This window comes from Nocardia sp. CA-128927, assembly GCF_050955855.1.
Lineage (GTDB): Bacteria > Actinomycetota > Actinomycetes > Mycobacteriales > Mycobacteriaceae > Nocardia.
On record NZ_CP192087.1, the window covers coordinates 7,966,425 to 7,988,408 of the forward strand.

Sequence of the window (21,984 nt, forward strand, 5' to 3'; positions counted from 1 at the left end):
CCGTCAATCGAAAGTCGCCATTTCGATGCGTGTTTCGCCGTACTTGCGCGGCTTCATCGCCGAATAGCCCGCAGGCCATTCGATTTCCGGCGAGCGGCGCGCCCGCTCGACGACGACGAGGGCGTCGGGAGAGAGCCAGCCGTCGGCCAGCGCCTGCAGGTCGGCGAGGACCGCGTCGATCTCGACCGCGTAGGGCGGGTCGGACAGGACCAGGTCGAATTCGCCTGCGCCGCCCAGTGCCAGCACGCTGGCCACGGTCGCGACGCGCAGTTCCGCGCCGGGCAGCCCGACATCGGCGATGTTGCCGCGGACGACCTCGGCGGCCTTGCGATCGGCCTCGACCAGCAGTGCGTGGGCGGCGCCGCGGGACAGCGCCTCCAAGCCGAGCGCGCCCGAGCCCGCGTACAGGTCTAGCACCCGGATGCCGTCGAAGTCGATCCGAGCGTCGAGCGCGCTGAAGACTGCCTCGCGGACCCGGTCGGAGGTCGGGCGGGTGCCTGCGGGCGGCACCCGCAGCCGCCGCCCGCCCGCCGTTCCGGCAACGATCCGGGTCATTCGGTCGCGGACTCGCGCACGGCCAGCTCGATCAGCAGGTCGCCACCCTCGACCTGCTGCACCGGGCCGATCGCGACCCGGCCGACGGTGCCCGCCCGCGGCGCGGTGATCGCGGCCTCCATCTTCATCGCCTCGATGGTGCCGACGGTGTCGCCCGCCGCGATCGAATCGCCCTCGGACACAGCCAAGGTGACGACACCGGCGAACGGGGCGGCGATGTGCCCGGCGTTGCCCTTGTCCGCCTTCTCCGCGGCGGGGATGTCGCTGGCGATGGAGCGGTCGCGGACGGCGACGGGGCGCAGTTGGCCGTTGAGGATGCACATCACGGTGCGCATGCCGCGCTCGTCGGGCTCGGAGATGGCTTCGAGGCCGATGAGGAGGGTGACGCCCTTCTCCAGTTGGACGCGGTGTTCCTCGCCGTGGCGGAGGCCGTAGAAGAACTGGTTGGCCGACAAGCCCATTGTGTCGCCGTACTTTTCGCGGTGCGCGTTGAATTCGGCGGTGGGAGCAGGGAACAGCAGTCGGTTGAGTGTTGCGCGCCGTTCGTCGGAAGTACCGGCGAGACCGGCCTCATCCGCTGCGGTGAGCGGGGTTTCCGGTTTCGCGGCACCGCGTCCGGCCAGAGCGCGACTGCGGAACGGCTCGGGCCAGCCACCAGCTGGAGTGCCGAGTTCGCCACGCAGGAAACCGATTACCGAATCCGGGATGTCGTAGCGGCCCGGATCGGCGGCGAAGTCTTCGATATCGACCCCGGTACCGACCAGCGCGAGCGCGAGATCGCCCACGACCTTGGAGGATGGGGTGACCTTGATCAGGCGGCCCAGAAGGCGGTCTGCGGCAGCGTATTTGGCTTCGACTTCCTCGAACCGATCACCCAGACCGAGCGCGATGGCTTGCTGACGCAGGTTCGACAGCTGACCACCCGGGATCTCATGGGTGTAGACCCGCCCGGTCGGGGCCGGGAGCCCGGACTCGAAGGGCCGGTACACCTTCCGCAACGCTTCCCAATACGGTTCCAGGTCGCACACGTTCTGCAGGTTCAACCCGGTGTCGTAGTCACTGTGTGCAGCGGCGGCGACGATCGCGGAAAGCGCTGGCTGGCTGGTGGTTCCGGCCATCGCCGCACTCGCGCCGTCCACGGCATCGGCACCGGCCTGCCACGCCGCCAAGTAGGTCGCGAGCTGCCCGCCGGGGGTGTCGTGGGTGTGCACATGCACCGGCAAGTCGAAGTTGCTGCGCAACGCCGTCACCAACTTCACGGCCGCGGGAGCACGCAGCAGCCCGGCCATGTCCTTGATGGCGAGGACGTGCGCACCGGCGTCGACCATCTGCTCGGCCAGTTTGAGGTAGTAGTCGAGGGTGTAGAGGGTTTCATCGGGGTTGGCCAGGTCCCCGGTGTAACTCATCGCGACTTCGGCGATGGCAGTACCGGTTTCACGCACCGCGTCGATGGCGGGGCGCATCTGATCAACGTTGTTGAGCGCGTCGAAGATCCGGAAGATGTCGATACCGGTCGCGGTCGCCTCGGACACGAACGCGCGGGTCACCTGTTCGGGATATGGGGTGTAGCCCACGGTGTTTCGGCCACGCAGCAGCATCTGCAAGCAGATGTTCGGCACGGCTTCCCGCAACGCGGCCAGTCGCTCCCACGGGTCCTCGTACAGGAACCGCAGCGCCACATCGTAAGTCGCACCGCCCCACGCCTCGATCGACAACAACTCCGGCGTCAACCGTGCCACGTGCCCCGCGGCGCCGAGCAGCCCGTTGGTGCGCACGCGAGTGGCCAGCAACGACTGGTGTGCGTCACGGAAGGTGGTGTCGGTGACCCCAACTGCCTTCTGCGCGCGCAACGCTTGTGCGAAACCCTCGGGCCCCAGCTCGAGCAACCGCTGCCGCGAACCAGCCGGCGGCGGCACCGACAGGTCGATCGCAGGCAACTTGTCATGCGGATACACCGTCGTCGGCCGCTCACCATGCGGCTTGTTCACCGTCACGTCGGCCAGATAGGTGAGGATCTTGGTGCCGCGGTCCGCCGAACCACGCTGGTTGAGCAGCTCCGGCCGCTCATCGATGAACGACGTCGTGACCCGCCCGGCCCGGAAGTCCGGGTCGTCGAGCACCGCGAGCAGGAACGGAATGTTGGTGGTAACACCGCGAATTCGGAATTCGGCGAGCGCTCGCTGGGCCCGCGACACCGCAGCGGGGAAGTCACGCCCACGGCAGGTGAGCTTCACCAGCATCGAGTCGAAGTAGGCGCCGATCTCCGCGCCGAGGTTCGCGCCGCCGTCGAGCCGGATGCCCGCGCCGCCCGGCGTGCGGTAGGCGGTGATCCGCCCGGTGTCGGGACGGAAGCCGTTGTTCGGGTCCTCGGTGGTGATCCGGCACTGCATCGCGGCACCGCGGACGCTGACCGTGTCCTGGCTCAGGCCGAGCTGTTCGAGGGTCTCCCCCGCCGCGATGCGCAGCTGCGACTGCACCAGGTCCACGTCGGTGATCTCCTCGGTCACCGTGTGCTCGACCTGGATGCGCGGGTTCATCTCGATGAAGACGTGGTTGCCGCGCTCGTCGAGCAGGAACTCGACGGTGCCCGCGCAGCTGTAGCCGATCTCCTTGGCGAAAGCCACGGCGTCGGCGCAAATGCGTTCGCGCAGTTCAGGATCCAGGTTCGGCGCGGGCGCGAGCTCGATCACCTTCTGGTGCCTGCGCTGCACCGAGCAGTCGCGCTCGAACAGGTGCATCACGTTGCCGTGCTGGTCGGCCAGGATCTGCACCTCGATGTGGCGCGGGTTCACCACGGCCTGCTCGAGGAACACGGTCGGATCGCCGAACGCCGACTCGGCCTCGCGCGACGCGGCCTCGATGGACTCGCGCAGATGCTCGGCATCGGCGACCCGGCGCATGCCGCGCCCGCCGCCACCGGCCACCGCCTTGACGAAGATCGGGTAGTCCAGCTGCTCCGACGCGGCGATCAGCTCGTCCACGTCGGCGGTCGGCGCGCTGGAGCGCAGCACCGGCAGCCCGGCCGCCTTGGCCGCCGCGATGGCCCGGGCCTTGTTACCCGCGAGCTCGAGCACCTCGGCGGACGGACCGATGAACGTGATGCCCTCGCGGGCGCAGGCCGCCGCCAGATCCGGGTTCTCGGACAGGAAGCCGTACCCGGGGTAGACGGCGTCGGCGCCCGCCGACTTGGCCGCGTCGATGATCGCGTCGATCGACAGGTACGCCCGGACCGGGTGTCCCTGCTCACCGATCTGGTAGGACTCGGCCGCCTTCATCCGATGGACCGAATTGCGGTCCTCGTACGGGAAGACGGCTACCGTCCCCACGCCGAGTTCGTAGGCCGCGCGGAAGGCCCTGATGGCGATCTCGCCGCGGTTGGCAACCAAGACTTTCGTGAACATTGGCCTAAGGTACCCGCCCCCAGCCCCCGCACAGACACGGAAGGGGCCTTCGCAAGCATCTTCACAACGCGGTCTAGCAGCGTTGCGAAGTTCCGTTCACCGGGACGTCACATCCTCAGATCCAGTGCATCGTCCGGTGCCGCAGCCCGCCGCGGAACTGCCCGACCGCGAGGCCGATCATTAGTCCGCGTTCCTCGGCGACTAATCCGCGGGTAAAGGGTAGCCGAATCATTCGTAGCAAAACTTCAGGCAAGTGAATCTCAGGTAAACCATTCTTCGGGAATTCGGCATTCAGCCGCGCCAAGCCGATTCCTCTGCTACGTCCCTGTCGATAGCCGGGACGGAAGCCCCGGCGGTACCGATAGGCGACGAGCGCCTCGGCCAGATATCCGAGACGGTAGCCCTCGCGATGGGCGCGCCAGCCGAATTCGAGATCCTCGTTGGCGGCGAAGGTGACGTCCTGGCCGCCCAGCTTCCGATAGACCTCCGCACGGCACGCCATGCTCGTCCCGATGATCACAGGCGCATAAACGCCCGCGGGCTGGAATTGGTCCGGTGCCGGGATGTTGGCGACGTGCCGCGGGTTGTCCGCGTTGAGCGAATCGCCCTCGACCGCAGAACAAGTCAGGTCGTAGCCCTCGTCGAGGAACTCGACCATGCGGCTGACCCAGTTCGGGTACGCCCGGTCGTCATGATCACAGAACAGCAAAACCTCGCCCGTGGCATGGGCGGCTCCGACATTTCGCGCAAAAGCGGCACCGGAGGTATCTGACGCGTCAACATAATGAACTTTCAGCCGATCGCGAAGTGGATGACTCGCTATATGGGCTTGCACATCGACAGGTGAGCCGTTGTCGGCTATTACAACGTCGAATTCCCCCAAGTAATCTTGACGCGTCAAGGCGTCTAGTTGGACATCGAGGAGATCCCGGCCTTCAGCCGTCCCGATGTAGGTTGGAATGACGATCGATACCGACCGTTCAGTCACCACAAACACTCCTGCTATCGATTCCCCACGCCGGAGCCCTCCCCCGAGTGAAACAACTTTAGACATATACCGGAATGTTGGGCTACACCCAGGTTCCGTGGGCTTCCTCACAGACTTGGACAGATGACCAAACGATGATGTCCGACTGATCGACGACCACCGCTGCACCGCCCGGCCGCACCGCGCGCTCGCCTAGCGCCCTATGCTGGTGGGTGCAGCTGGTTCACCGCGCGCGTACGAGATGGAGCCCCGTCGTCGCGTTGCGGAGCCGAGTTCGGTCGCCTCGAAAGGGCGGCCGGGCGAGAGGGAACCCGGTGGAAATCCGGGACTGTCCCGCAGCGGTAAGCAGGAACGACCGCCGTCACACGCACTGGGCGCAAGACCCGGGAAGCGACGGCCAGTAGGTCGGCCGACAAGGCCGGTGCCTGTGAGTCCGAAGACCTGCCAGCCGTGTCGGATACGCCGTATCCGACGGCCACCGCCTCGTGGATCTGGGCGCGCGGTTCTACCAGTACTTGATGTGTCGGGGCTCCGTTGTCGGAATCTCCTGGCGTATCTCCGGTAGCCGCGCAGCCCGTATGGCGAGGGCCCACGACACCAGCACTGGAGAGACAACGTGACTGTTGTAAATCAGACACCGTTCACCGCAACGGTTCTCGGGCTACCTAGGGTCGGACCGCGGCGTGAGCTCAAGCGGGCCACCGAGGCCTACTGGGCGGGCAAGATCGACGCCGCGCAGCTGCACACCGTCGCGCGCGACCTGCGGCACGCCCAACTCGCCGAATTACAGGCCGCGGGCCTGGATTCGATCCCGGTGGGCACCTTCTCGTACTACGACCAGGTACTCGACACCGCCCTGCTGCTCGGTGCGCTGCCGCCGCGGGTGGCCGGGATCGCCGATCCGCTGGACCGGTACTTCGCCGCCGCGCGCGGCAACGAAACCGTGGAACCGCTGGAGATGACCAAGTGGTTCGACACCAACTACCACTACCTGGTCCCGGAAATCGACCAGGACACCGTGTTCTCGCTGAACCCGGAGAAGCTGCTCGACGAGGTGCGCGAGGCGCTCGCGCTCGGCGCGCCCGCCCGCCCGGTGGTGGTCGGTCCGATCACCTTCCTGAAGCTGGCCAAGGCCACCGGTGGCGCGGCGCTGGACCGGCTCGCCGAACTCGTCCCGCTGTATCGCGACCTGCTCGGTCAGCTGGCCGAGGCGGGCATCGGCTGGGTGCAGATCGATGAGCCGGTGCTGGTCACCGACCTCACCGAGGACGAACTCGCCTTGGTGCGAAGCACTTACACCGAGCTGACGGCGTCCGCCGAGCGGCCGGCGATCCTGGTGGCCACGTACTTCGGCCACACCGATGCCGCGCTGGCCACGTTGGCGGGCACCGACATCGAGGGCGTCGCGCTCGACTTCACCTCCGGCACCAGTGTTTCCGATGTGGCCGGGATTCCGGCGCTGGCGAGCAAGCTGCTGGTGGCCGGTGTGGTCGACGGACGCAACGTCTGGCGCGCCGATCTGGACGCCGTGCTGGCCACCCTCGGCACCCTGCTGGGTTCCGCTGCGGCGGTGGCGGTTTCGAGCTCCTGCTCGCTGCTGCACGTGCCGTACACGCTGGCCGCGGAGACCAAGCTGGACGAGCGGCTGCGGTCCTGGCTGGCGTTCGGCACCGAGAAGGTGGCCGAGGTCCGGCTGCTGGCGACCGCGCTGACCGCGGGCACCGACGCGATCAGCGCCGAATTGGCCGACACCCGTGCGGCATTGGCCACCCGGCACGCCGATCCCCGGCTGAACGACGCGCAGGTACGGGCCAGGTTGGCCGAGCTCGGCCCGGACGCGATCCGGCGGGCGCCCGCCGACGAGCGCCGGGTGCTGCAGCAGGAGCGGCTGCAGTTGCCGCCGCTGCCGACCACCACCATCGGCTCGTACCCGCAGACCTCGGCGATCCGGTTGGCCAGGTCCGCGTTCAACAAGGGCGAGATCGACGAGGCGGAGTACATCCGCCGGATGCGCGCCGAGGTCGCCGATGTCATTGCGCTGCAGGAGAAGCTGGGCCTGGATGTGCTGGTGCACGGCGAGCCGGAACGCAACGACATGGTGCAGTACTTCGCCGAGCAGCTCGACGGCTTCGCGGCCACCGAGCAGGGCTGGGTGCAGTCCTACGGCTCCCGCTGCGTGCGGCCGCCGATCCTGTTCGGCGATGTCACCCGGCCGACGCCGATGACCGTCGACTGGAGCAGCTACGCCCAGTCGCTCACCGAGAAGCCGGTCAAGGGCATGCTCACCGGGCCGGTCACCATCCTGGCCTGGTCGTTCGTCCGTGACGATCAGCCGCTCGGCGACTCGGCGCGGCAGGTCGCGCTGGCGATCCGGGACGAGACGGTGGACCTGCAGGCCGCGGGCATCCGGATCATCCAGGTCGACGAACCGGCACTGCGCGAGCTGCTGCCGCTGCGCAAGGCCGACCAGCAGGCCTACCTCGACTGGTCGGTGCAGTCGTTCCGGCTCGCCACCTCCGGCGTCTCGGACGTCACCCAGGTGCACACCCACCTGTGCTACTCCGAGTTCGGCGAGGTGATCGACGCGATCGCCGGCCTGGACGCCGACGTGACCTCGATCGAGGCGGCACGCTCACGCATGGAGGTGCTCGACGACCTCAATGCGGCGGGCTTCGACCTCGGCGTCGGGCCGGGCGTCTACGACATCCACTCGCCCCGGGTGCCCAGCGTGGAGGAGATCACCACCTCCTTGCGCGCGGCCCTGAAAGCCGTTCCCGCCGAACGCCTGTGGGTCAACCCCGACTGCGGCCTGAAGACCCGCGGCCAGGCCGAGGTGGAAGCGTCACTGCGCAACATGGTTGCCGCCGCGACGGCCGTGCGCTGACCGTCCCGGCTGTTCGCTGACGCTCAGCCCCTCCTCCTGATCCAGGAGGAGGGGCTGAGCCACTACCCCGATCACCTTCGCCCTCAGCCCGCCTCGGGCTCGGGGCGCGGCACATGCCGCCGCCGTGATGTGTACCGCTCACACGGCTGCTCGGTCCGCTTGACCGGTTGCTGCCGCGACCTGGAACTCATCCCCTGTCGCCATGCCGTATGACACCCAGGACACCGACCCATGCCAACCCCTTTTCACACGTCGTGAACCACTCCATGATTCGCCCCTAACCACCTTCGACGCGCGGGCGCGCGGATCGGTTCCGACCAGTTGCCACGAAGTTCCTGACAGCCGGTGGCGTCGGCTGACGGGTGTCGATCAGCCTGCCGGGTCGAAGGCGCGGTTGATGACGCCCATGTCGAAGTAGTCGCGCCAGGCGACGATCGCGTTGTCGGACACCTCGAAGACACCGGTGACCGGGAGCAGGATGGTCTGGCCCGCGCCACGGAGGGTGTCGGTGCGTTCGTTCATGACCAGGTTGCCGGAGGTGATCTGGTGGTGGATGTCGAAGTCGATGGCTTCGAAGGTGGTGAGAAAGCCTGCGATGAAATCGCGGATGGCGGTGCGGCCGACGACCGGTTCGATCGGGATGTTGTGGTAGACAGCGTCTTCGGCAAAGAAGGCGGCGATGCGGTCGGGGTCCGGGTCGGACCAGCTGCGGCACATGTCGCGGACGAGTTCGTCGGGAGTTGGCATGGGGCTGGCTCACTTTCTGCTGCCGGGGCGGGCGAACCGCGTCGTGCGCAACGCCCTCCCGATTGAACCAAGCAATTGCTCGGTACGGAAGCCCTTGGCGGTCAGCGGCTCCCGGTGCCATCGTCCTAGGCTGGACGTATGAACGATCGCCCCCTGCGCTACCGCCTGATCACCGGCGTCGACGACGCCTCGTTCTGCGAGCGGATCAGCGGCCTGCTCGATCAGGGCTATCGACTGCACGGCTCGCCCGCCGTGACCTTCAACGGCACCGACGTGATCGCGGCACAGGCCGTGATCTGGGACGGCGAGTAGCCGCCCGGAACCGCCCTTCGCACGCTACGCAGCCGTATTCTTCGGCAAAATACCTCGCAGCGGCATACTTCCGTAAGAAAGAAGTGCCGATATTGCGATGATTGCGAATATCCAGGTCTACGATCTTTCCGTGCGGAAGATGTATGCGGGCGCTCGCCTTCGGCGGTTGCGCGAGGAACGCAGACTCACCCAGGCGGCCCTGGCCAAGTCGCTCGATCTATCGCCGAGCTACCTCAACCAGCTAGAACGCGATCAGCGGCCACTGACCATCCCGGTGCTGCTGAAACTCAACTCCACCTTCGACCTCGACGTCCAGTTCTTCGCCGCGGACTCGGACGCGCGCCTCGTGTCCGACCTGCACGAGGTGCTGATCGACGCCGCGGGCGGGCACTCCGCGCCGCTGACCGAGGTGGAGGAGCTGGCGACCAGGCAACCCGACGTCGCCAGGATCGTCGTCGCGATGCATCGCCGCCTGCGCGCCGCCACCGACCAGCTCGACCTGCTCTCCGCCCGGGTGTCCGCACCGACCGGCGCGCCGGGCATGCCCATGCCCTACGAGGATGTCCGGGACTTCTTCTACGACCACCACAATCACATCCCACAGCTGGACATCGCCGCCGAGCAGCTGTTCGAGCAGTCCGGGCTGACCATCGGCTCGCTGGACCGCCAGCTCGCCAGGGTCGCCGAGGAACGTGCCGGGGTCACCGTGCTGGTGCGCGGCGACGGCGCGGATCCGTCCATCCCGAAACGGCAATACGATCCGGACAGCCGCACGCTGACCCTGGCCAGGCGACTTCGACCGGGGCAGCGCGCCTTTCAGATCGCGACCACCCTGGCGTTCCTGCTGTACGGAACCGAGTTGGACGGCGTGCTCGCCGAAACACCCTCGCTCACCGGCGAATCCCGCACGCTGGCGCGGATCGGGCTGGCCAACTACTTCGCCGGCGCACTGGTGCTGCCGTATGGGCGCTTCCTACGCTCGGCCGAAGAACTGCACTACGACATCGACCTGCTCGGCCTGCGCTTCGAGGTCGGCTTCGAAACCATCTGCCACCGGCTGAGCACCCTGCAGCGTCAGGGTCAGCGCGGGGTGCCGTTCTTCTTCGTCCGCACCGACCGCGCGGGCAACATCTCGAAACGCCAGTCCGCCACCGCCTTCCACTTCTCCAGGGTCGGCGGCAGTTGCCCGCTGTGGGTGGTGCACGAGGCGTTCGCACATCCCGGCCGCATCCTCCCGCAGATCGCGGAGATGCCGGACGGGCGACGCTACCTGTGGATCGCGCGCACCGCGATGACCGCGCCGCACGGATTCGGCACCGCGACAAAGAACTTCGCGATCGGGCTCGGCTGCGACATCGATTATGCGGAGCGACTGGTGTATTCGTCCGGTCTGCAGCTAGACGATCCGGCGACGGCAGTGCAGATCGGTGCCGGATGCAAGGTCTGCGAGCGGCCGTCGTGCCCGCAGCGCGCGTTCCCGCATATCGGCAGTCCACTCGCGGTCACCGAGAACACCAGCACCGACCTGCCTTATCCGCGTGTGGGGCACTTGTAATCGTTCTCCGTCATACGGGGACACGTGATCGCAAGGCGGGCAACAGTTTCTCGGCGACCAGGTCGAGTTGGCGGTGTACGTCCAAGGAGCCGAGGCGCAGGATGAAGTGGGTCGCACCCGCGTCGAGGTAACGGGCCAGCCAGTCGGCGCAGTCCTCGGCAGTACCGCCGAAATAGGCTTGGATGGTGGACATTTCCGCCAGCGAGCGGCGGTAGTACTGGCGCACATAGCCATCCAGCTCGGCCTGCGCGTGGTCGCGGTCTGCGGCCAGCACGATTGTCGCGTACATCGCGGGAGTCACCACGCGGGTCGTTTGCTGCTGGATCGTCTCCCAGGCTCGGGCATACGCGGCAGCATCGGGGAGATACGGCAGCCAACCGTCGTAGTGGCGAGCGACCCGTGTGAGTACCTTCGGTGTGTCGCTCCCTGCCAGCCAGAGCGGCGGACCGCTCGGTGTCGAGGTCGGTAGTGCGCGCGCCAGATCGTCTATGTGCCAATACTTTCCGTCGAAGTCCGGTGCACCGGACCAAGCCGCGCGCCAGATGTGTACGGTCTCGTCCAGACGACCGACGCGCTCGTCGAACGGGATACCGATCGCTTCGAACTCGGCGCGGCTCTCCGGCAACGGAAATCCGGCGCCGAGGCCGAGCACGAGCCTGCCCGGCGCGAGCTGATCGACGGTCGCCGCCGCGTGCGCGCCGAGCAGTGGATGGCGAAGAGTCGCAGTCCAAGCCGCGGTACCCAGGCGAATCCGATGGGTCGCCGCCGCGACGGAAGCAAGCAACGTCAGCGGATCGACTCTTGTTCGCGCCAGCGGCGAATCACCGGTCCACACCGAGTCGAACCCCGCGTCCTCGGCGAGCTTCGCGAACGTCACCAGCCGCGACGCGTCATGCCGCCCGGTCATCGCGGTTTCCCGGCTCGGCAGCAGAATTCCGACCTCGATCATGCGATGATCGTCCCGCGCTCGTTGGGAAGTGTCGATTACCCGAGAGGTAATAGGCAGTGCACCGCCATCGATTCACGGCCGACCGTGCGACTAGGCCCAGTACTCCGAACTGCCAGCGGCGTAGGTCATTCCGGCTGAGCCGTGTGCTCCTTCGGGTCACTCGCAATTCTCGTGAGCTTGTCCGGATTGGCCACCGCATAGATGCCGCGGATCTGTTCGGTGGCCGGGTCGATATCGAGCACGACCACCGCGAACGGCGCGTCGCCGGAGTAGACCACAGCCGATGGGTCGCCGTTGACCAACCGGTGTCGGATGTTCAGCTCCGAAACATGGCCGAGCACTATCGGACTGGTGATCAGGCGGGCAACCTTGTCTACGCCGTAGATCGGGCGCAGCGCGGCCCGCAGCTTGCCGCCGCCGTCGGACCAGAACGTCACGTCCGGTGCCAATAACGCGAGCAATCCCGTGAGGTCGCCGCCGAGCTGGGCGGCCAGGAACTTCTCGGTCACCTCACGTTGCACCCGCCGGTCGGCTTGATGGCGCGGTCTGCGGGCATGGACGTGTTCGCGCGCCCGGTGCGCGAGCTGCCGGACAGCGGCGGTGTTGCGGCCGAGCATGTCGGCGATGTCGGCGTGCGGATAGCCGAAGACGTCGTGCAGCACGAACACCGCGCGTTCGAGCGGGGTGAGGGTCTCCAGGACGACCAGCATTGCCATCGAGACGGATTCGGCGCGCAGCGCGGGCTCGGACGCGTCCGCGTTGTCGCGGACCGCCGATTCGTCGGAGACCAGCGGCTCGGGCAGCCATGGGCCGAAATACGTTTCGCGCCGCCGGTTGATCGCGGCCCGTCGACCCAGTGTGTGGTTGACCGCGACGCGCACCAGGTAGGCGCGCGGGTGCTCGATCTCCGGGCCGTCCGCCTGATTCCGCGATACCCAGGCCAGCCAGGTGTCCTGCAGCACGTCCTCGGTGTCGGCAACGCTGCCGAGCATGTTGTAGACGACCGAGAACAGCAGTTCCCGGTGCTCGGCGAACACCCGGGTCGCATCCTCGTCCACGATTTCGATCATCGCCGCTCCTCATTCCGGTGTTGCTACTGAGAGCGAGACAGCCCACCAGAAAGTGACGCCAACGCGGGAAATGTGATCCAGCTCTCGCCATGTCACGTACCGCCACCGCTTGGCGCTCTCGGTATGGCAACGGATGAAACCTCGTCCGGACCCGAGAGAGGACATCGGAGTGAGTGCACCCACCGAATCACTGTCGTTTCTGGCGACCCGCCGCGGCAAGCTCACGCTGGGGTTGCTGTGCCTGGTCGCGTTCCTCGACTTCGTCGACAGTTCGATCGTGAATGTCGCATTGCCGACCATCAAGCACGAGCTGGGGCTGTCGGTGTCGACGCTGCAATGGATCACCAGCGGCTATCTGCTGACCTACGGCGGGCTGATGCTGCTCGGTGGCAGGCTGGCCGACCTGCTCGGGCGGCGCCGGGTACTGATCGCCGGGACGATTCTGGTCGGCACCGCGTCGGCGATCGGCGGCCTGGCCGAGAGCAGTGGGTTGCTGATCGGCGCCCGCTTCGCCCAGGGTGTCGGCGCCGCGCTAATGCTGCCTGCCGCTCTTTCCATTCTCACCACCAACTTCCGTGAGGGGTCCGATCGCACCCCCGCGCTGAGTGTTTGGGGTGGCACCGCCGGACTCGCCTCTGCCGCAGGGGTTTTCCTCGGCGGCGTGCTGACCGAGGGACCCGGGTGGCGCTGGGTCTTCTATGTCAACACATCGGTGTGCCTGCTGGTGCTGGCCGTGATTCCGTTCCTGGTGCCCGACGACCGGCGCAACGAGATCCGCGGCGGCTTCGATGTTTTCGGTACCGCGCTGGCGACCGGCGGTCTGATGCTGCTGGTCTACGGGTTGGTGCAGGCGCCGCAGCAGGGGTGGGGCGATGTGCGGACGATCCTGCAACTCGGCGTGGCGGTCGCGCTGCTGGTCGGCTTCGTGCTCAATGAACAGCGGACCGCGGATCCGCTTGTCCCGCTGTCGATCTTCCGCGTCAAGGGTCTCGCGGCGGCCAACCTGACCCACCTGACACTGGCCGCGGGCATGCTCGCGATGTTCTTCTTCGTCACCCTCTACATGCAGGAAGTGCTGGGATACGGGGAGTTCCAGGCGGGCAACGCTTACCTGCCGATCAGCCTCACCATCGGTGCCGCCGCCGGAGTGACGGCGAAGTTCATCGCCAAGACCGGGACCCGGCCGCTCATCGTCGCGGGGTCGGTGATCTCCGGGCTCGGGCTGATCTGGCTGTCGCGGATCCCCACCGACGGTTCCTACCTGGTCGACCTGCTGCCGCCGATGGTGTTCATGTCCATCGGGCTCGGTGTGGTGTTCGTCGCGAACACCACCGCCGCGAACGCGGGCGTCCCTGCCGAGCAGGCCGGTTTGGCTGCGGCACTGCTCAATACGGGGCAGCAGATCGGCGGCGCGCGCGGTCTCGCCGTGCTGACCGCGGTCGCCACCTCCCGGACCGCGAACCAGCTGACCGCGGGTCACCCACCGCTGGACGCAATGACCTCAGGCTTCCAGCTTGCGCTGTTGATCGGCGGGATCATCACGGTCAGCGCTGCCTTCATCGGATTACGGACCGTCAACTCGCGAGGGGAGGTGTCGGCGGCCAAGCCTGCTGAAGCTGTTGCCGCATAACGTGTTCGAAGGCCGGGTATCGGGTGTGTCGATACCCGGCTGATTACGACTTGGCCAGGTACTCCAGACGCTCCGAATCAACCGCGGCGTGCATCATGCTCGCCAAGCCGGGGTGCTTCTTCAAGCCCGGGTCGGCTTCGACCATCTCGCGGGCGAGTTCCTGCGCGGCGGTGATGACTTCGAGGTCGTCGAGCAGCGAGAGCAGGCGCAACGAGCGAGCGGTTCCGGACTGGGCCGAGCCGAGCACGTCGCCCTCGCGGCGGGTGCGCAGGTCGAGCACGGCGAGTTCGAAGCCGTCGGTGGTGGCGGCGACCGCGTCCAACCGCGCCATCGCCGAACCGTTCGGCGCGGAATCGGTGACGAGCAGGCACAACCCGGGATGCTTGCCACGGCCGATCCGGCCACGCAGCTGATGCAGCTGGCTGACGCCGAAGCGGTCCGCGTCGAGGATCACCATGACGGTCGCGTTCGGCACGTCCACGCCGACCTCGACGACGGTCGTACAGACGAGCACGTCGACGGACGCGTCGTTGAAAGCGCGCATCACCTGGTCTTTTTCGTCCGCGGGTAGCCGACCGTGCAACAAACCGACGCGTACTTCGGACAGCGGGCCGGTGCGCAGCGTCTCGAAGACGTCCAGCGCGGCCTGCGTTGTCGGACCTTCCTTTTCCGGCTCCGCCGCCTTCGCCTTGCCGTTGCGGGTCTTGCCCGCGCTCTCCTCGTCCGCACCGATGCGCGAGCACACCACGTAGGCCTGCCGACCAGCCTTGACCTCCTCGACGATGCGTTCCCATGCCCGGTCGACCCAGTTCGGATGCTGCTTGCGCGGAACGACTTTGGACGTGATCGGCGAGCGACCCCGTGGCAGTTCGGTGAGCGTCGAGGTCTCCAGATCGCCGAGGGTGGTCATGGCGATGGTGCGCGGGATCGGCGTCGCGGTCATCACCAGCAGGTGCGGGCTGGAGCCGGACTTCGCCTTGGCCCGCAACGCATCCCGCTGCTCGACGCCGAAGCGGTGCTGTTCGTCGACGACGACCATGCCGAGGTCGAAGAACTCGACGTTGTCCTGGATCAACGCGTGCGTGCCGATCACGATGCCCGCCTCGCCGGTCATCGCGGCCAGCAGCGCCGCCTTCTTGGTCGCCGTCGACATCGAGCCGGTGACCAGCACGACCTTCGTCGCGTTCTCACCCGCGCCGAGCTCACCGGCGTTGCCGAGATCGCCGAGCATCCCGCGCAGGGACCGATAGTGCTGGGCGGCAAGGACTTCCGTCGGCGCGAGCAACGCGCACTGCTGACCGGCATCGACGATTTGCAGCATCGCCTCCAAGGCGACGATCGTCTTGCCCGAACCGACCTCGCCCTGCAACAGACGGTGCATCGGATGACTGTGCGACATGTCCGCGGAGATCTCCGAGACCACCTGTTTCTGTCCCGCGGTCAGCTCGAAGGGCAGGCGCTTCTCGAACTCGGCGGCGATGCCGTCGGCTCGCGGCGGGCACGGGCGCGCGGCCCGGCCGGACACCTCGTGGCGGCGTTCGGCGAGCACCAGCTGCAACGCCAGCGCCTCGTCGAAGCGCAGACGCTCCTGCGCCTGCTCGATGTCGGTCTTGCTCTCCGGCAGGTGGATCAGGCGCAACGCGTCCGAGATCTTCATCAGCGAACGGTCTTCCCGGATGTCGTCCGGCAGCGGGTCGTCGATCGGATCCAGCTGATCGAGCACCTGACGCACGCAGGCGAGCACGTCCCAGCTCTGCACCTTGGCGGTGGCCGGGTAGACGGGGATGAACTCCCGCTCCATGAACGAGGTGTCCACGCCCTCAGCGCCTTTCGCGCTCTGCGCGAGCCCGCGGAGGTCACCGCCGCCGCGCACGGTTTTCACCGCGCCGACCGACTCGTCGTCGGCCTCGGGCAGGATCAGATAGCCCGGATGACTCAGGTTCCACTGGCCGGGCCGCCAGTAGTTGACCGTGCCCGACATCATCGCCCGAAGCCCTTCACGGACAACGTATTTCACCTTGTCACCATTGAAGAAGGTGACGTCCACACCACGGCCGGTGCCGGAACCGGTGTCCAGCACCACCTTCAGCAACGAACCGCGCCGATTACGCATCGGCCGCAGCTCGGCCTTGGTGATCCGGCCGATCACGGTGATGTGCGAACCGTCTTCCGGTTCTTCCTCGGTGAGCGGCTGCCCCTGGGTCGCGTAGCGCAGTGGGTAGTGCCGGAGCAGGTCCTCCACCGTGTGCATGTCGAACGCATCGACCAGCGAGCCCGCCGCCTTTACGCCGAGAATATGGTCGAGCCGATCACTCAGGGTCGCCATCTACTCCACTCCGATCTGCACCAGATCCCCGTGCTGCCCACCGGAATACACGGTGACCTCCACGCCGGGAAAGCTTTCGCCGATGTGTGCGGCGAGTTCGCCGGCCAGGCCGTCCGGCGCCGCCGCACCCATCAGCAGGGTGACCAGCTCGCCGCCGAACGCGAGCATCCGGTCCAGCAGCGTCAATCCGGCCGCCCGCACATCATGGTCGATCACTACGACATCGTGGCCGACCAGGCCGAGTCCGTCACCCGCTTCACAGGTGCCGACCATGGTGAGCGCGCGTTCCGGTGCGGCGCGCAGCGACCCCCACCGGGTGGTCGCGGCGGCCTCCGACATGGCGAAGGCGTCGTCGACGGCGATCCGGCCGCGGTCGTGCACGGCCAGCGCGGCGAATCCCTGCACCATGGACGCGCTCGGCAGCAGCAGCACATCGCGGTGCGCGTCACGGGCGGCGACACCGACCGCGACCAGGTCGTGGGCGGGTAACGCGCCGTTGGGTAGGACGAGGACCTCGCGGTTCGGCATCGCGCGGATAGCGGCGAGCAGGTCTGCGGCGGTCACCGCGCCGTCACCGGCGAGCACCACGGCGCCCGCGTCCTCGAACAGTTCGGCCGCACCGTCACCGGCCGCTACCGCCAGAATCCCGCGGTCGGCGGGTCCGTCGATCTCCTTCGCGGAGTCCATGGTGGTGTGGGTGACTAGGTGCCCGGATGTCATGTCGTGCGGCGGCTCGTGCCTGGCCAGCGCGAAGCTCTCGATGCGGATGCCGCTGAGCTTGCCGACGGCGAGACCGGCTTCCACGGCGGCGCCCGCGTCCGCGCAGTGCACGTGGGCGGACCAGGATCGGTCGCCGTCGCCGACGACCACCACCGAGTCGCCGAGTTCGGCGAGGCGGGCGCGTAGCTGTGTCACCCGGTCTTGGTCGGTGTCGGCGAGTAGGTACATAACCTCGTATTGCGGTGCCGCCGAACCAGTTTCGGGGTTGTCCTCGGCGGAGCGCACGGTGATGGGCTCACGCGGGGCGTACTCCGGCCGAGTGGGAATCTCGCCGAAGGTGATCGAGACGAGGCTGTCCAGTAGGACCACGAGTCCGCGCGCGCCCGCGTCGACGACTCCGGCCGCGCGCAGCACGCCGAGCTGGGATGGTGTGTCACCGAGCGCCTTGGCGGCACCGTCGGCCGCGGCCAATGCGACGTCGGCGAGCGAGGTGTCCGGGCACGACGCAGCGCTGGCGGCCGCGCAGTCGAGGACAGTGAGGATGGTGCCTTCGATCGGCTCGCTCAATGCTTCGCGGACCAGGACCGAGGCCCGGTTCAAGGCATCGCGCAGGGTGGTGGCCGTCAGCGGCTCGCTCCGGACCGCCTCGGCGATACCCCGCAGGACCTGCGACAGGATGATCCCGGAGTTGCCGCGTGCGCCGATGGTCGCGCCGCGTGCCATGGCGGCGGCAACATCGTGCGCCGACAACGCGCTCACCGGGCCCACCGGGCCGCGAGCCGCCGCGGCATCCATCGCCGCACGCATCGTGGCCAGAAGATTGGTGCCGGTATCCGCGTCGGGGATCGGGAAGACGTTGAGTGCGTTGATCTCCTCGCGCCGGTTTTCCAAACCGTCGAGGCAGGCTCGACCCCAGCGCAGCAACGCCGTGCCGTCCATCACATCCCGCACTCCGGGCACCCGTCACCCCTTCCGTGGTTCCATTTGCGGCGCTCCCGGTTCCCTGTGTGGTTGCTCGAGCGGCCGCCGCCGGGCCTACGTTCGCCACCTGCACCGCCCGCAAGGTTAGCGGGCGTTACCGACATACGGTTGGTACCCACTACGTGTTCCGGCAACGTCCGGAGCGCACCCGGTTTGGTGGATCGGGGGCCGTCCCGCTACCCTTGCAGGGTTGCCTCGCGTGGCCGTTGCCGGTTTGCGCTGGCCGATGTCAGTCGGCAGGGGTACGTCAATACATTGTTTCCGGACATGCCGCCTGCGGGCGACGGTCCTCCACATGACATGAAGGAGTTCGCGACTATGGCTGCCGTCTGCGACGTCTGCGCCAAGGGCCCCGGCTTCGGGAAGTCGGTCTCGCACTCGCACCGGCGCACCAACCGTCGCTGGAACCCGAACATCCAGACCGTTCGCGCCCAGGTTGCGCCGGGTAACACCCGTCGCATGAACGTGTGCACCTCCTGCCTCAAGGCGGGCAAGGTCGTCCGCGGCTGATTTCAGCCACGGAACACCTGTACGAGACCGACGCACGCCCCGGCACCCTCACGGGTGGTCCGGGGCGTAGTCATCGATAGGCGGGTATGACCGAGCCCGACTGGCGCATCGCCCCACTTGCCGCCGAACACACCCACAGTCTCGCCGAATGCCACATCGCCTGCTGGCGGGAGGCGTACCGCGACCTGGTGCCCACGCATGTACTCGACGCTTTCGATGTGGAGCGACGAGCCGAGCAATGGGAACGCAACCGGGTCAAGTACCCCGGACGCACCTGGGTGGCGTTGGTCGGTGCGCAGGTGATCGGGTTCTCCAGCGCGGGCGAGACCGTCGACGATCCACCGATACCCGCGCATCAGCTGAATGCGTTGTACGTCCGGTCACCTTGGTACGGCACGGGCGTCGCACAGGATCTACTGCGTGCCGCACTCGATCCGACAGCGACGTACTCGCTGTGGGTGTTCGAGCAGAATCCACGCGCGCTGGCCTTCTACCGCAAGCACGGTTTCGAGCCGGACGGCACGAGCAGAGTCGAGGCCTTCTCTCCATCAATCGAGGTCCGCATGGTGCGCGCGCCCGGACCCGTGCGCTGAAAACGGCCCGTCCGAGCCATACATATCCACGCGATAGGGTGCAGATCATGACCGCAACCGAGCAAGCCGGGTACGTGACAACCGTCGACGGCGTCCTGCAGATCACCATCGCGACCGCCGCCAACGGCACGTCCATGGACTTCGGCGGGATCGTCGCGGGCACCGCCGCGCTCCGCTCGCTCGGCTCCGAGGTCGGCGCGGTGCTGCTGACCGGCACCGGTGCGAACTTCTGCGCGGGCGGCAATGTGCGCGGCTTCGCGGCAGCGGCCGATCGGGCCGCCCACATCTACGGCCTGGCAACGGATCTGCACCACTTCGTGCGCGCACTCGACGCGACAACCGTCCCGGTGGTCGTCGGCGTTCAGGGCTGGGCGGCGGGTGCCGGGATGAGCCTGGTCTGCGCCGCCGACATCGCACTCGGCGGGCCGAGCACCAAGCTGCGCCCGGCCTACCCGGGCATCGGCCTCAGCCCCGACGGCGGCATGTCCTGGACGCTGCCGCGCATCGTCGGAGTCGGCCGAGCCCGCGAAATCCTGCTCACCGACGCGGTTTTGGATGCCGACGAGGCGGTGCGGCTCGGCATCCTCAGCAGGCTGGTAGCCGACGACGAGGTGCAGGCCGAGGCACTGAACCTGGCTCGAACCCTTGCTGCCGGACCGCGTTCCACCTACGCGAGCATCAAAACGCTACTGGCACAGTCCAGTTCGTCGGCTCTCGGCGATCAGCTGGACCGCGAACGCGACGCGATCGCTGCGGCCGCCAACGGCGCGACCGGTCGCGAGGGCGTCGACGCGTTCGTCGAGAAGCGCAAGCCGAACTACGCGTAACTCACTGATCGGACTGCAAGACGAACTGCACGACCGCGTCGGTGAAGGCGTCATTGTCGTCACCGGCCGCCGTGTGTGCCGCGCCGCCGATCTCGACCAGCTGCAGGTGCGGCACCAACTCCTGAAACGCCGCGGCGCCTTCGGAACTCACCACGTCCGACAGCAGGCCGCGCACCAGCAACACCGGAATCGTCAGCTTGCGCGCGGCGGCTTCCAGCCGATCGGTCATCTCCGACGCGAACTCGCCCCAGCCGGACAGCATGTTCGGGTCCCAGTGCCAGTACCAGCGACCGTCGCGCTCGCGCAGGTTGCGCAGCAGACCATCGGTGTTCTTCGGACGCGGCCGATGCGGCAGGTATTCAGCGACGGCGTCGGCCACCTGCTCCAAGCTGTCGAAGCCGTCGCGATGCTTACCCAGGAAGTCGATCACTCGTGTCCCACCGGCCTTCTCGGGCCTGGCCACGATGTCGACGAGCACCAGCGCGCTGATCGCCTCACCGCCTGGCGTGGCCGTGGCGAGCAGGCCGGTGACGCCGCCCATGCTCGCCCCGACCACGACGGCGGGCGCACCGAGCTGTTCGAGCACGAGTAGTAGGTCGGCCACCATGGTGTCGCGGCGGTAGTCGCCGTCTTCGGACCACGCGCTGTCGCCGTGTCCGCGCGCGTCCAGGGTGACCACGCGCATCCCTGCGGCACCGAGCTTCGCGCCGGTCTGTTTCCACGAGTGCCTGGTCTGCCCGCCGCCGTGCAGGAAGACGACGAGCGGACCGTCGACCGGGCCGAACTGGTCGGCGGCCAGCTCGAGCCCGCCCGAGCCGCGCAGCCGCAGTGGCGTCGGCTCGAGCAGATTGTTCGCATTACTCACGAACCGAGCATCGCATAGAACCTGTTGCGGTTCGCGGCGAGCCTCCCGAACGGGATCAGGTCAGCAGTCCCACTTGCCGGAGGCGCTGAGGGTGCGCTGCAGCAGGCAGGCGACCTTGGCGTTGACCGAGGAGGAGATGGTGGAGGAGCCGTTGGAGGTGAATTCCTCGCCGATCTGCGTCGACGAGGTGTCCGCGGCCGGCGCCGAGGTGGTGTCCGTGGCCTGCTCCAGCGGCAGCCCCGAGGCATTCGCGGTGGCGGCGCCACCCGCGAGGGCGGCACAGAGGGCCAGGGTGGCGGTGACGCCGCGAACGGTGGTGTTGGGCATAGAAAAGCTCCTCACTCGAAAATCAATCTAGGTAGATCACACACAGACGCCGGCTCAGGGCAGGCGCCAGTCAACAGGTTCGGCACCCAGCTCGTCGAGCAGTTCGTTCACTCGGGAGAACGGGCGGGAACCGAAGAAGCCGCGCGACGCCGACAGCGGCGACGGATGCGCGGACTCGATGTAGGGGACCTCGGCCTCGACCAGGGTCGGCTTGAGCGTCGAGGCGTCGCGGCCCCAGAGGATCGCGACCAGCGGCTCGTCCCGCGCGACCAGCGCGCGAATCGCCTGCTCGGTCACGGCCTCCCAGCCCTTGCCGCGATGCGAGGCGGGCTGGCCGGGCGCCACCGTGAGCACCCTGTTCAGCATCAGCACGCCCTGATCGGACCAGGGGCTCAGGTCGCCGCAGGACGGCGTCGGGTGGCCGAGATCCTTGGTGTATTCGGCGAAGATGTTCGCCAGGCTGCGCGGGACCGGCGAAACATTCGGTGCGACAGAGAAACTCAGGCCCATGGCGTGGCCCGGGGTCGGGTAGGGGTCCTGGCCGACGACCAGCACACGCACCGCGTCGAAGGGTCGCTGGAAGGCGCGTAGCACGTTCTCACCGGCCGGTAGATAGCCGCGGCCCGCCGCGTTCTCTTCGCGCAGGAACTCGCCCATGGCGGAAATCCGTTCCGCCACCGACTCGAGTGCCTTCGCCCATCCCGGATCCATGATTTCCGACAGTGGTTTCGCGCCCATGACCGC

18 protein-coding genes and 1 riboswitch are annotated in these 21,984 nt (G+C 67.6%); of the genes, 7 read left to right on the forward strand and 11 right to left on the reverse strand.

The window, feature by feature from the left end:
- Window positions 1–3: 3 nt before the first annotated feature.
- From rsmD to ACQPW1_RS36890, 3 genes are all read right to left on the reverse strand, one after another.
- On the reverse strand, window positions 4–555 hold the full coding sequence (rsmD, locus tag ACQPW1_RS36880; RefSeq protein ID WP_433657056.1) for a 16S rRNA (guanine(966)-N(2))-methyltransferase RsmD: 552 nt from the start codon (window positions 553–555) through the stop codon (window positions 4–6).
- A complete protein-coding gene (locus ACQPW1_RS36885; protein WP_433657058.1) occupies window positions 552–3,956 on the reverse strand; it encodes a pyruvate carboxylase in 3,405 nt (1,134 codons plus the stop codon). The genes rsmD and ACQPW1_RS36885 overlap by 4 nt, the downstream gene beginning before the upstream one ends.
- Window positions 3,957–4,071: 115 nt before the next feature.
- Window positions 4,072–4,944, reverse strand: a complete 873-nt coding sequence (locus tag ACQPW1_RS36890) for a glycosyltransferase (RefSeq protein WP_433657060.1) — start codon at window positions 4,942–4,944, stop codon at window positions 4,072–4,074.
- Window positions 4,945–5,202: 258 nt separating this feature from the next.
- A riboswitch (cobalamin riboswitch) is annotated at window positions 5,203–5,407 on the forward strand.
- A gap of 153 nt (window positions 5,408–5,560) precedes the next feature.
- Between ACQPW1_RS36890 and metE the strand changes: the two genes are divergently transcribed.
- Window positions 5,561–7,828 (forward strand): 5-methyltetrahydropteroyltriglutamate--homocysteine S-methyltransferase, encoded by a 2,268-nt coding sequence (metE, locus tag ACQPW1_RS36895; protein ID WP_433657062.1) that lies wholly within the window; start codon window positions 5,561–5,563, stop codon window positions 7,826–7,828.
- A gap of 369 nt (window positions 7,829–8,197) precedes the next feature.
- On the opposite strand, the gene ACQPW1_RS36900 is transcribed toward metE, so the two are convergent.
- A complete protein-coding gene (locus ACQPW1_RS36900; RefSeq protein WP_433657064.1) occupies window positions 8,198–8,575 on the reverse strand; it encodes a nuclear transport factor 2 family protein in 378 nt (125 codons plus the stop codon).
- A gap of 138 nt (window positions 8,576–8,713) precedes the next feature.
- On the opposite strand from ACQPW1_RS36900, the gene ACQPW1_RS36905 reads away from it, so the two are divergent.
- Both ACQPW1_RS36905 and ACQPW1_RS36910 read left to right on the forward strand, forming a co-directional pair.
- On the forward strand, window positions 8,714–8,887 hold the full coding sequence (locus ACQPW1_RS36905) for a DUF1737 domain-containing protein (RefSeq protein ID WP_433657066.1): 174 nt from the start codon (window positions 8,714–8,716) through the stop codon (window positions 8,885–8,887).
- Between the two features lie 130 nt (window positions 8,888–9,017).
- Window positions 9,018–10,442, forward strand: a complete 1,425-nt coding sequence (locus ACQPW1_RS36910; RefSeq protein WP_433657068.1) for a short-chain fatty acyl-CoA regulator family protein — start codon at window positions 9,018–9,020, stop codon at window positions 10,440–10,442.
- 10 nt (window positions 10,443–10,452) lie between these two features.
- Here ACQPW1_RS36910 and ACQPW1_RS36915 read toward each other — a convergent pair whose 3' ends face one another.
- Complete coding sequence (locus tag ACQPW1_RS36915) at window positions 10,453–11,391, reverse strand: LLM class flavin-dependent oxidoreductase (RefSeq protein ID WP_433657070.1); 939 nt, start codon at window positions 11,389–11,391, stop codon at window positions 10,453–10,455.
- Between the two features lie 125 nt (window positions 11,392–11,516).
- Window positions 11,517–12,461 carry an RNA polymerase sigma factor SigJ gene (gene sigJ / locus ACQPW1_RS36920; protein ID WP_433657072.1) on the reverse strand — a complete coding sequence of 315 codons (945 nt, stop codon included), beginning with the start codon at window positions 12,459–12,461 and terminating at the stop codon, window positions 11,517–11,519.
- Between the two features lie 169 nt (window positions 12,462–12,630).
- Here sigJ and ACQPW1_RS36925 point away from each other — a divergent pair, with 169 nt between their 5' ends.
- Complete coding sequence (locus tag ACQPW1_RS36925) at window positions 12,631–14,091, forward strand: MFS transporter (protein WP_433657074.1); 1,461 nt, start codon at window positions 12,631–12,633, stop codon at window positions 14,089–14,091.
- A gap of 43 nt (window positions 14,092–14,134) precedes the next feature.
- On the opposite strand, the gene recG is transcribed toward ACQPW1_RS36925, so the two are convergent.
- Window positions 14,135–16,417, reverse strand: coding sequence for an ATP-dependent DNA helicase RecG (gene recG, locus ACQPW1_RS36930; protein WP_433657076.1), 2,283 nt, complete (start codon window positions 16,415–16,417; stop codon window positions 14,135–14,137).
- Window positions 16,418–18,076 (reverse strand): DAK2 domain-containing protein, encoded by a 1,659-nt coding sequence (locus ACQPW1_RS36935; protein WP_433665445.1) that lies wholly within the window; start codon window positions 18,074–18,076, stop codon window positions 16,418–16,420.
- Window positions 18,077–18,436: 360 nt separating this feature from the next.
- On the opposite strand from ACQPW1_RS36935, the gene rpmB reads away from it, so the two are divergent.
- The 3 genes from rpmB to ACQPW1_RS36950 all read left to right on the forward strand — a co-directional run bounded on the left by rpmB (window position 18,437) and on the right by ACQPW1_RS36950 (window position 20,048).
- Entirely contained in the window at window positions 18,437–18,628 is a 192-nt protein-coding gene (gene rpmB, locus ACQPW1_RS36940) for a 50S ribosomal protein L28 (RefSeq protein WP_011210730.1), read from the forward strand.
- An 86-nt stretch (window positions 18,629–18,714) separates the two neighbouring features.
- Window positions 18,715–19,221 carry an N-acetyltransferase family protein gene (locus ACQPW1_RS36945; RefSeq protein WP_433657078.1) on the forward strand — a complete coding sequence of 169 codons (507 nt, stop codon included), beginning with the start codon at window positions 18,715–18,717 and terminating at the stop codon, window positions 19,219–19,221.
- Window positions 19,222–19,268: 47 nt separating this feature from the next.
- Window positions 19,269–20,048 (forward strand): enoyl-CoA hydratase/isomerase family protein, encoded by a 780-nt coding sequence (locus tag ACQPW1_RS36950; protein ID WP_433657079.1) that lies wholly within the window; start codon window positions 19,269–19,271, stop codon window positions 20,046–20,048.
- 1 nt (window position 20,049) lies between these two features.
- On the opposite strand, the gene ACQPW1_RS36955 is transcribed toward ACQPW1_RS36950, so the two are convergent.
- From ACQPW1_RS36955 to ACQPW1_RS36965, 3 genes are read right to left on the reverse strand one after another with little or no spacing between them, the layout of a single operon-like run.
- Entirely contained in the window at window positions 20,050–20,913 is an 864-nt protein-coding gene (locus ACQPW1_RS36955) for an alpha/beta fold hydrolase (RefSeq protein WP_433657081.1), read from the reverse strand.
- 60 nt (window positions 20,914–20,973) lie between these two features.
- Entirely contained in the window at window positions 20,974–21,240 is a 267-nt protein-coding gene (locus ACQPW1_RS36960) for a hypothetical protein (RefSeq protein WP_433657083.1), read from the reverse strand.
- A gap of 54 nt (window positions 21,241–21,294) precedes the next feature.
- Window positions 21,295–21,978 carry a uracil-DNA glycosylase gene (locus ACQPW1_RS36965; RefSeq protein WP_433657084.1) on the reverse strand — a complete coding sequence of 228 codons (684 nt, stop codon included), beginning with the start codon at window positions 21,976–21,978 and terminating at the stop codon, window positions 21,295–21,297.
- Window positions 21,979–21,984 lie beyond the last annotated feature (6 nt).

Coding starts and splice junctions, on each gene's coding strand:
- rsmD (WP_433657056.1), bottom strand. CDS start 555: ATGACCCGGATCGTTGCCGGAACGGCGGGCGGGCGGCGGCTGCGGGTG.
- ACQPW1_RS36885 (WP_433657058.1), bottom strand. CDS start 3,956: ATGTTCACGAAAGTCTTGGTTGCCAACCGCGGCGAGATCGCCATCAGG.
- ACQPW1_RS36900 (WP_433657064.1), bottom strand. CDS start 8,575: ATGCCAACTCCCGACGAACTCGTCCGCGACATGTGCCGCAGCTGGTCC.
- ACQPW1_RS36905 (WP_433657066.1), top strand. CDS start 8,714: ATGAACGATCGCCCCCTGCGCTACCGCCTGATCACCGGCGTCGACGAC.
- ACQPW1_RS36915 (WP_433657070.1), bottom strand. CDS start 11,391: ATGATCGAGGTCGGAATTCTGCTGCCGAGCCGGGAAACCGCGATGACC.
- sigJ (WP_433657072.1), bottom strand. CDS start 12,461: ATGATCGAAATCGTGGACGAGGATGCGACCCGGGTGTTCGCCGAGCAC.
- recG (WP_433657076.1), bottom strand. CDS start 16,417: ATGGCGACCCTGAGTGATCGGCTCGACCATATTCTCGGCGTAAAGGCG.
- ACQPW1_RS36935 (WP_433665445.1), bottom strand. CDS start 18,076: ATGGACGGCACGGCGTTGCTGCGCTGGGGTCGAGCCTGCCTCGACGGT.
- rpmB (WP_011210730.1), top strand. CDS start 18,437: ATGGCTGCCGTCTGCGACGTCTGCGCCAAGGGCCCCGGCTTCGGGAAG.
- ACQPW1_RS36945 (WP_433657078.1), top strand. CDS start 18,715: ATGACCGAGCCCGACTGGCGCATCGCCCCACTTGCCGCCGAACACACC.
- ACQPW1_RS36950 (WP_433657079.1), top strand. CDS start 19,269: ATGACCGCAACCGAGCAAGCCGGGTACGTGACAACCGTCGACGGCGTC.
- ACQPW1_RS36960 (WP_433657083.1), bottom strand. CDS start 21,240: ATGCCCAACACCACCGTTCGCGGCGTCACCGCCACCCTGGCCCTCTGT.
- ACQPW1_RS36965 (WP_433657084.1), bottom strand. CDS start 21,978: ATGGGCGCGAAACCACTGTCGGAAATCATGGATCCGGGATGGGCGAAG.